1 protein-coding gene is annotated in these 667 nt (G+C 73.0%); it reads right to left on the reverse strand.

Annotation, left to right across the window (positions count from 1 at the left end):
- A partial coding sequence (locus FVW27_RS18325) for a DNA polymerase III subunit delta' (RefSeq protein WP_167127970.1) occupies positions 1 to 667 on the reverse strand: 667 nt, incomplete at both ends.

Raw genomic sequence — 667 nt, forward strand, 5'->3', positions numbered from 1 at the left:
AGCGGGTCTGCGGCGCGCCCGGCCAGCACGTCTGCCAGGGCGCGCTGGCAGTGCAGCACCACGGCGGCGGCAAGGGGGGCGTCCAGATCGCCCTTGCGGGAGGTGCGTTCCATCCAGCCGCCGCCGGTCTGGATGAATTCCACCAGCGCGTCCAGCCAGTCGCGCACCGCCGGGGGCGGCGGGGTGGCATCAGTGGGCCAGGCCAGGGTGAGCACGAAACTGCGCGACACCAGGGTGGGCAGCAGCCGTTCGCGCTGGGGGGCCAGCAGCACGAAACAGGTGGTGGGGCGGGGTTCCTCCAGCGACTTCAGCAGGCCGTTGGCCGCCTCCACGCGGGTGTGGGCGTCCACCAGCACCACCACGCGCTTGCGGCCCTCTCGCGGGGGTTCGCCCAAAAGGCCGCGCAGCGCGCGCACGTTTTCTATGGAAAAGGAACCTTCCTCGGCGCTGGGCTTGTTGCCGTCCAGCACGATGAGGTCGCGGTGGCCGCCCCCGGCCATGCGCAGGCACGACTGGCAGGACAGGCAGGGGCGGGCATCGTCCGGAGCCTCGCAGTTCAGCAACGCCGCCCAGTACAGGGCCAGGGCCATGCGTTCCGGCGCGGTGCCCCCCTCTGCCAGCACCACCTGCGGCGGGGACGCGGCCAGCGCGTGCAGGTGGGCCCGCG

The organism is Nitratidesulfovibrio liaohensis (assembly GCF_011682075.1).
In the GTDB taxonomy this organism is placed as follows: domain Bacteria; phylum Desulfobacterota; class Desulfovibrionia; order Desulfovibrionales; family Desulfovibrionaceae; genus Cupidesulfovibrio; species Cupidesulfovibrio liaohensis.